The 6,646-nt window shown below is 61.4% G+C and carries 7 protein-coding genes; 2 read left to right on the top strand and 5 right to left on the bottom strand.

Annotated elements, in window-relative coordinates; all coding sequences use genetic code 11:
• Positions 1 to 476: 476 nt before the first annotated feature.
• From JQ611_RS33280 to JQ611_RS33265, 4 genes are all read right to left on the bottom strand, one after another.
• Complete coding sequence (locus JQ611_RS33280; RefSeq protein ID WP_212467834.1) at positions 477 to 827, bottom strand: NIPSNAP family protein; 351 nt, start codon at positions 825 to 827, stop codon at positions 477 to 479.
• A 90-nt stretch (positions 828 to 917) separates the two neighbouring features.
• A complete protein-coding gene (locus tag JQ611_RS33275) occupies positions 918 to 1,829 on the bottom strand; it encodes a DMT family transporter (RefSeq protein WP_212264398.1) in 912 nt (303 codons plus the stop codon).
• 172 nt (positions 1,830 to 2,001) lie between these two features.
• Positions 2,002 to 3,060: a phosphotransferase family protein gene (locus JQ611_RS33270; protein ID WP_212264399.1), complete on the bottom strand. Its 1,059-nt coding sequence runs from the start codon at positions 3,058 to 3,060 to the stop codon at positions 2,002 to 2,004.
• 64 nt (positions 3,061 to 3,124) lie between these two features.
• Positions 3,125 to 4,357 carry an acyl-CoA dehydrogenase family protein gene (locus JQ611_RS33265; RefSeq protein WP_212385424.1) on the bottom strand — a complete coding sequence of 411 codons (1,233 nt, stop codon included), beginning with the start codon at positions 4,355 to 4,357 and terminating at the stop codon, positions 3,125 to 3,127.
• Between the two features lie 181 nt (positions 4,358 to 4,538).
• Here JQ611_RS33265 and JQ611_RS33260 point away from each other — a divergent pair, with 181 nt between their 5' ends.
• Both JQ611_RS33260 and JQ611_RS33255 read left to right on the top strand, forming a co-directional pair.
• Positions 4,539 to 5,231 carry a TetR/AcrR family transcriptional regulator gene (locus tag JQ611_RS33260; RefSeq protein ID WP_212264401.1) on the top strand — a complete coding sequence of 231 codons (693 nt, stop codon included), beginning with the start codon at positions 4,539 to 4,541 and terminating at the stop codon, positions 5,229 to 5,231.
• Between the two features lie 152 nt (positions 5,232 to 5,383).
• On the top strand, positions 5,384 to 6,277 hold the full coding sequence (locus tag JQ611_RS33255; protein ID WP_212467833.1) for a hypothetical protein: 894 nt from the start codon (positions 5,384 to 5,386) through the stop codon (positions 6,275 to 6,277).
• On the opposite strand, the gene JQ611_RS33250 is transcribed toward JQ611_RS33255, so the two are convergent.
• Positions 6,181 to 6,576 carry a RidA family protein gene (locus JQ611_RS33250; RefSeq protein ID WP_212467832.1) on the bottom strand — a complete coding sequence of 132 codons (396 nt, stop codon included), beginning with the start codon at positions 6,574 to 6,576 and terminating at the stop codon, positions 6,181 to 6,183. The genes JQ611_RS33255 and JQ611_RS33250 overlap by 97 nt on opposite strands.
• Positions 6,577 to 6,646 lie beyond the last annotated feature (70 nt).

Genomic DNA, 6,646 nt, shown 5'->3' with positions numbered 1-6,646 from the left:
ACCGGGTGCGCGCTGCACCCGCGGTCCCGTGTGCGGTTTGCACTAAGTAGGCTGCACACGAGCATACAGGGCAGCGGTGAACACCCGGCCTTCCCTGCGCAATGGCTTTACGGCTTATGCCGCGCTCTCCCCGGAGACGAGTTCTTGGTTGACTCCGTCGCCGCCGTTCCCGCTTGCGCTTCTCCGACAGCTTGACGCCTGCAACGGGCGCCAGGACCACACGGTTTTGCCGTACGCTAAATACACGCCGTCGTCAGACGTGAACCAGCGTCCACCGCATCCCGCCGCGCGTTCGTGACGTGCGCACGCCCCTCTTGTCGGGCGGGACGCGACAATTCAAACAGCTGATTTGCCCGACGAGGAAAGCGGAATTTTGCCCGTCGGGTTAATTTGTCGCAGCGCGAGCAATCCATCCGCCGTCATTCCCCGATGCGCAATTGCGCATCGGGGAATGACGATGAGCGCAGTAGCGCGTGTCAGGAAGCCGGCAGCAAACTTCCTTTCGCCGGCGAATAATCCACCGGCACCAGCCAGCGATCCTCGATCTGCCCGACCATCAGACCGTGCTCTGCGTGCGTCAGACGCTTGATTTCCGACCATTCGGCGTCGGTCATGAAGGCCGACCAAGCCGCGGTCTTGGTCGCCTCATCGGGCCATTCCAACAGATAGGCAAATTCGGTCCTGTCACTGAATTTGGTTTCCCACATCGCGACAATCCGAAAGCCGTATCTGGTACGCATGATACGCGCCGCGTGATCGCGAAAACGGTCATGGAACGCGGCCTTGTTCTTTTCGAAGATTTCATAGATGCGAAGTTGTTGGACCATGGCCAGATCTCCTGTTGCGCCGGAGATATGATCGCGGGGTTGCCTGTCAACTGCCCGGCCCTGCATCGGCTCCATCAAACAACGTGACGCTCATAGTCCGTCGGGCGGGATCCCTGACGTGCTGGCCGCCACCGGCCGGGCGCGGACCCGTTCGCGGTAGAACGCGTAGAGGCCGGACGAGACGATAATCGAGGCGCCAAGCAACATCATCGCATCAGGCTTGTCGCCGAACATGAAATAGCCGAGCAGCATGGCCCACAGCAGCGCCGAATAGCGGAACGGCGCTACCGCCGAGATATCGCCCGATCGCAGCGCCACGATCATGCATTGATAGCCGATCAGCACCAGCACCGCCGCCAGAGCCAGCATGCCCAGCGCGTGATTGGACGGCGGCGTCCAGCCGCCGAGCGGAAACAGGATGACCGCGCCGGCCGATGTCACCGTCACCGTCATCAACAGCGTGATGAAAAGCGAGGGGATTTGCGCGGGTATTTTCTTGGTGGAGAGGTCGCGCAGGGCGCAGAACGCCACCGAGACCAGCGCCAGCAGCGAAAACTGGTTGAAGCCGGCAATTCCCGGTCGCACGATGATGAGCATGCCGACAAAACCGGCCGCGATCGCCAGCCAGCGCCGCCAGCCGACCGGCTCGCGAAACACCAGCGCCGCGCCGAGCGTGATGGCGAGCGGCAACGCCTGAAAGATCGCCGAAGTATTGGCCAGCGGCAGATGCGTGAGCGCCGCCATGAACGAGATCGTGCCTCCGACCTCGCCGACGACGCGCAGCGCGACCGGCTTGGTCGCGACCGCGCGCAAGGGGCGCAACGCGCGCTGATGGAATGCGAGCGCTGCGACCAGCACGATCGCGAACAGGCCACGCACCAGCATCACTTGGCCGAAATTGATTTCCGCCGACACCGCCTTGGTGATGGAGTCGTTGATCGTGAAGGCCGCCATGGCGGTGGCCATGATCAGGCTGCCGCGGATATTTGGGGAGAGAGCCAAGATGGATTCCAGCGAATCGTGGATCGTAGGGTGGGCAAAGCGACAGCGTGCCCACCATTAGCAACAACGATCTGGAGAGATGGTGGGCACGGCGCCAACGCGCCTTTGCCCACCCTACGGATGCAGTGAATGAAACATGGCGCGATCCGGATGGACCGCGCCATGTTGCAAATTATTTCGCGCCGGCCTTCTGCGCGTATTCCCAGGAGGCCTGCGACAGCGGCACCGTGCGCTTCGCCGACTCGATGGCCTTGGCGTTGGCCGCGGTGCCGTCGCGGATCCGGCCCGCAATACCCTGCGTGATGCCCGCAAGGCGGAACAGATTGTAGGAGAAATACCAGTTCAGGTCGGGGACCTCGGTACCTGTCACGTTGCAGTAGATCTGCGCGGCCTCTTCCATGCTCGGGATGTTCAGCGCCTTCAGATCGGCGTTGGCGAGGCCCGGCATGGTCCATTGCATCAGGAGGTATGTGAAGTCGGCCATGGGATCGCCGAGCGTCGACAATTCCCAGTCCAGCACCGCCTGCACGCGCGGTTCGGTGGAATGGAAGATCATATTGTCGAGGCGGTAGTCGCCGTGGACGATCGAAACGCGCTTCTGCTCCGGCACCGTCTTCGGCAGCCATTCGGCGAGCTTTTCGAATTCCGGAATGTGCTGGGTTTCGGACGCCCGGTATTGCTTGGTCCAGCGATCGACCTGCCGCGCAAAGTAATTGCCGGGCTTGCCGAAATCGCCGAGGCCGATGGCCTGCGGATCAAACAGGTGCAGTTTTGCAAGCGTCTCGATCTTGCTGGTGAAAATCTTGTAGCGGTCTTCCGGCGTCTGGGTCGGCAGCGTGGGATCCCACAGCACCCGCCCCTCTTCCATCGACATGATATAGAAGGCCGAACCAATCACGCCGTCGTCGGTGCAGAGCGCATAGGCCTTTGCAACCGGAAAACCCTGCTTGCTCAGCGCGGCGATCACGCGGAATTCGCGATCCACCGCATGCGCCGACGGCAGCAATTTGCCGAACGGCCTGCGGCGCATCACATAGGATCGTTCCGGCGTATTGAGCCGGTAAGTCGGGTTGGACTGGCCGCCCTTGAACTGCAGGACGGTCAGTGGTCCCTGATAGCCTTCAACGTTTTCGCGCATCCACGCATCGAGGCGCTTTTCATCGATACGATGACGCTCCTCGACTTCCTTGGTGCCTGAAAACTCTTCGTCTTTCCTGACGCCGTCCGCCACGATGACGCTCCCTTGAGATTTCTTAGTTTCCTTTGGAGAGCGCCATCTGAAGCGTTCCCGTTAATTAGTGCGACGTGTTTGCATACTTCCGAAGTTCAAGTCTGGCAATGGCGCGATTGTGCACCTCGTCCGGACCGTCAGCCAAGCGGAGCGTACGGATATGGGCATAATCCTTCGCCAGGCCGGCTTCGTCGGAGACACCGCCGCCGCCATAGGCCTGGATGGCATTGTCGATGATCTTCAACGCCATGTTGGGCGCGGTGACCTTGATCATTGCGATCTCAGCCTGTGCAGTCTTGTTGCCGACCTTGTCCATCATGTCGGCAGCCTTGAGGCACAGCAGGCGATTCATCTCGATGTCGGCGCGCGCTTCGCCGATACGCTGTTCCCACACCGAGTGCTCGATGATCTTCTTGCCGAACGCGGTGCGCGAGGCCAGCCGCTTCACCATCTTCTCGAGCGCCTCTTCGGCCTTGCCGATGGTGCGCATGCAGTGATGGATGCGGCCCGGACCAAGACGGCCCTGCGCGATCTCGAAGCCACGGCCCTCACCGAGCAGGATGTTTTCCTTGGGCACGCGAACGTTTTCCAGCAGCACCTGGGCGTGGCCGTGCGGCGCATCGTCATAGCCGAACACCGGAAGCATTTTCTCCACCTTGATGCCGGGGGTATCGAGCGGAACCAGGATCTGCGACTGCGCCTGGTGTTTCGCCGCGTTCGGATCGGTCTTGCCCATCAGGATCGCGATCTTGCAGCGGGGGTCGCCGACGCCTGACGACCACCATTTGCGGCCGTTGATGACGTAGTGGTCGCCATCCTTTGCGATGCGCGTTTCGATGTTGGTCGCGTCCGACGACGCCACCGCGGGCTCGGTCATCAGGAAGGCGGAACGGATTTCACCGTCCATCAGCGGCCGCAGCCACTTCCGCTTTTGCTCCTTGGTGCCGTAGCGGATAAACACTTCCATGTTACCGGTATCCGGGGCGGAACAATTGAACACTTCCGAAGCCCAGGAGATGCGGCCCATCTCTTCCGACAGCAACGCATATTCGAGGTTGGTCAATCCCGCGCCGCGGAATTCGTCATCCTCATGCGCGTTCGGCGGCATGAACATGTTCCAAAGGCCTTCGGCCTTGGCCTTCTTCTTCAGATCCTCGAGGATCGGAATGACCTTCCAGCGCGGTCCCTCTGCATCCTGCTTGTCGTAGATCGGCACCGCGGGCCGAACATGCGTTTTCATGAACGAACGAACGCGGTTGAGCCATTCGGTCTGGCGTTCTGACATATTGAAGTCCATGGGACGCTCCCTTCTGAAGATATTTGCTGGCTTTTGAAACCTTTGGCGGCACTGTCTGCCCGCCCCTCGTGCGCCGCAAGAGATTTGCTGGCTTCGATGGAGGCGGATTGACATTTCCGGCCCTTCAAACGATAGTTTCATACACACGTTTGAAATGCAACTCCCCAACAGGGGACCAGATATGGCGTCCGATCATACCCGCTCCGCCATTCTCGCCGCCGCCGAACGGCTCTATGCCGATCGCGGTTTTGGCGACGTGACGCTGCGCGACATCGTTGCCGAGGCGAACGTCAATCTCGCCGCGGTGAATTATCATTTCGGTTCCAAGGACGAGTTGATCGCGGAATTGTTCGTGACCCGCAGCCTTGCCACCAACCGCGAGCGGCTCAACGAACTGAAGGCGGCCGAAGAAGCCGGCGGCGGCCGCGCCTCGATCGAGGCCATCATGCATGCGCTGGTCGGCCCCACCTTGCGCGGCTGCCTCGGCCCTGACCGCGAAGGCTCGACCGCGGCGCGCTTCATGATCCGCGCCTCGATCGAGTCAGTGCCGCCGATCCGCCGCATCAAGAATCGCGAGGTCGATCATTTGCGGAAATTCGTCGCCGCGATGCGCCGCTCCCTGCCCGGCCGCGGCGATGCCGAGCTCTATTGGGGTCTGCATTTTGCGCTCGCGATGTCGCACCACACGATCCGCGAAAAGGAGCGGCTCACAAAACTGTCGGAAGGCCAATGCGACCTCAACGACGTGAATGCGATCGTCGAACGCGTGGTCGCGGTGTCGGTGATGGCGCTGACGGGCGGCGAGCCCGCAAAGAAAGCGCCGGCCCGGTCCATGGCGCCGCCCTATGGCCGGCTGACCCGGCAGGACCTGTGAACGGGCGCGCGTCCATTCGCGCTTCCTTATCCGCTTGAGGTGCGCAAACCGCATATCGTGAACCTGAGCATTTCAACGAGCCGCCGTGAACCAAATCTTCAGCTTGCCTGCACATGATCGCGTGCGACGCAGCGAAGTTTTCGGCGGCAAGCATGTTGGAAATCGCAGTAGGGATGATCGCCTTGTTGGCCGGCGCTTTGCTTGGCGGGGCCGTGGCCGTAACTGCGCGCCGGCGGTACCGGCGGGACGGCGACGTAAAGAAGCTGCTCGTTTCCCTTGTTGCAGCGATCGTTGCGCTCGTAACTGCCTTGCTGACCCATTTCGTCGTCTTGATTAATATTTACCTGCCGACAGGCGGCTTTTCCGGCGTCACGGGCGGCCGTGTGCTGCTCGTTTATTGCTCAAGCCTTCTGTCGGTGCCGGTCGGTCTGGCCTGGGGATGGGTGCTGAGCTTCGTTGGCAGCCCGGCCGATGCGACAGGACAAGAAAGAGCGTCCGGTTTGGTCGTTCGCGGTTTGGCTTTCTCCCTTTTCGCCACAACCGCCCTGGCCATCGTCGCCCTCGCTGCAAGGCTCGCTGGGCATGGCCACGACAACACGATCGGTCCTCCCGGAATCGCGGCCGCTTTTGTGTTTCTCGGCCTCATGATGCTCTGGGCCGTCGGGATCACAACGAACTTCCGCAACATGAGCGCAGGACGAGCGGTGCAGCGGGTTGGCGCCGGATTCGCCAGCTCGGTGATGCTGGCATTGGGCATCTTCATTGCGGCCGTTGCGGTGGAAAGCCTGTTTCCGGGTTTGACGCGCCTCGTCGTGGAACGTCTTGATCTTCTTCTACCCCTTCTACCTGGGTGGATCGTTTGCGCTCGCAGCGGTTTTGTTTTTCTTCGGCGGCAGAATCTTCGCCAGAACATGGTCCCGGCTGTCGCTTGCCTGGTAAGACCGGCTGTTCACATCATCGCCACGCAGTCGATCTCGATGTCGAACGGCCCGGTCCATTCCGGGATGCAGACGAAGATGCGGGCCGGCGGGTCCTGTGGAAAGTAGCGCCGGTAGACCGAATTGACGGCCGCAAAGTGCCTGGCTGAGGTGCAGTAGATGTTGCACTTCATCACATTGTCCAGCGATGCGCCCGCGGCCTCCAGACAGCGTTTCATCTGCTCGAGAACCAGTTCGGTCTGGCGCTCGATCGGAACGCTGAGGATTTCGCCGGTCTGGGGATCGAACGGCGGCAGGCCCGAGACAAAGATCATGTTGCCGGCGCGCGTCACCGGCGATGCCGGAGGCGCCCCCCACCTCTCGAGCCAGGAGGAAATCGGTTCGACGCGGAGCGTTTCTCGTTTCATGACGGCACCTTCGATTGGCGGATCGGGGCGCAAGATTAACGTCCCCCGCCACGATCACGCTTCGACGATG

Source organism: Bradyrhizobium sp. AUGA SZCCT0182, from assembly GCF_018130185.1.
GTDB lineage: Bacteria > Pseudomonadota > Alphaproteobacteria > Rhizobiales > Xanthobacteraceae > Bradyrhizobium.
This window is presented reverse-complemented; position numbering and strand designations above follow the sequence as displayed.

Bases quoted from the DNA above. Each gene is read 5' to 3' on its own strand.
- JQ611_RS33260 (WP_212264401.1), top strand. From the start codon at position 4,539: ATGGCGTCCGATCATACCCGCTCCGCCATTCTCGCCGCCGCCGAACGG.
- JQ611_RS33265 (WP_212385424.1), bottom strand. From the start codon at position 4,357: ATGGACTTCAATATGTCAGAACGCCAGACCGAATGGCTCAACCGCGTT.
- JQ611_RS33255 (WP_212467833.1), top strand. From the start codon at position 5,384: ATGTTGGAAATCGCAGTAGGGATGATCGCCTTGTTGGCCGGCGCTTTG.
- JQ611_RS33250 (WP_212467832.1), bottom strand. From the start codon at position 6,576: ATGAAACGAGAAACGCTCCGCGTCGAACCGATTTCCTCCTGGCTCGAG.
- JQ611_RS33280 (WP_212467834.1), bottom strand. From the start codon at position 827: ATGGTCCAACAACTTCGCATCTATGAAATCTTCGAAAAGAACAAGGCC.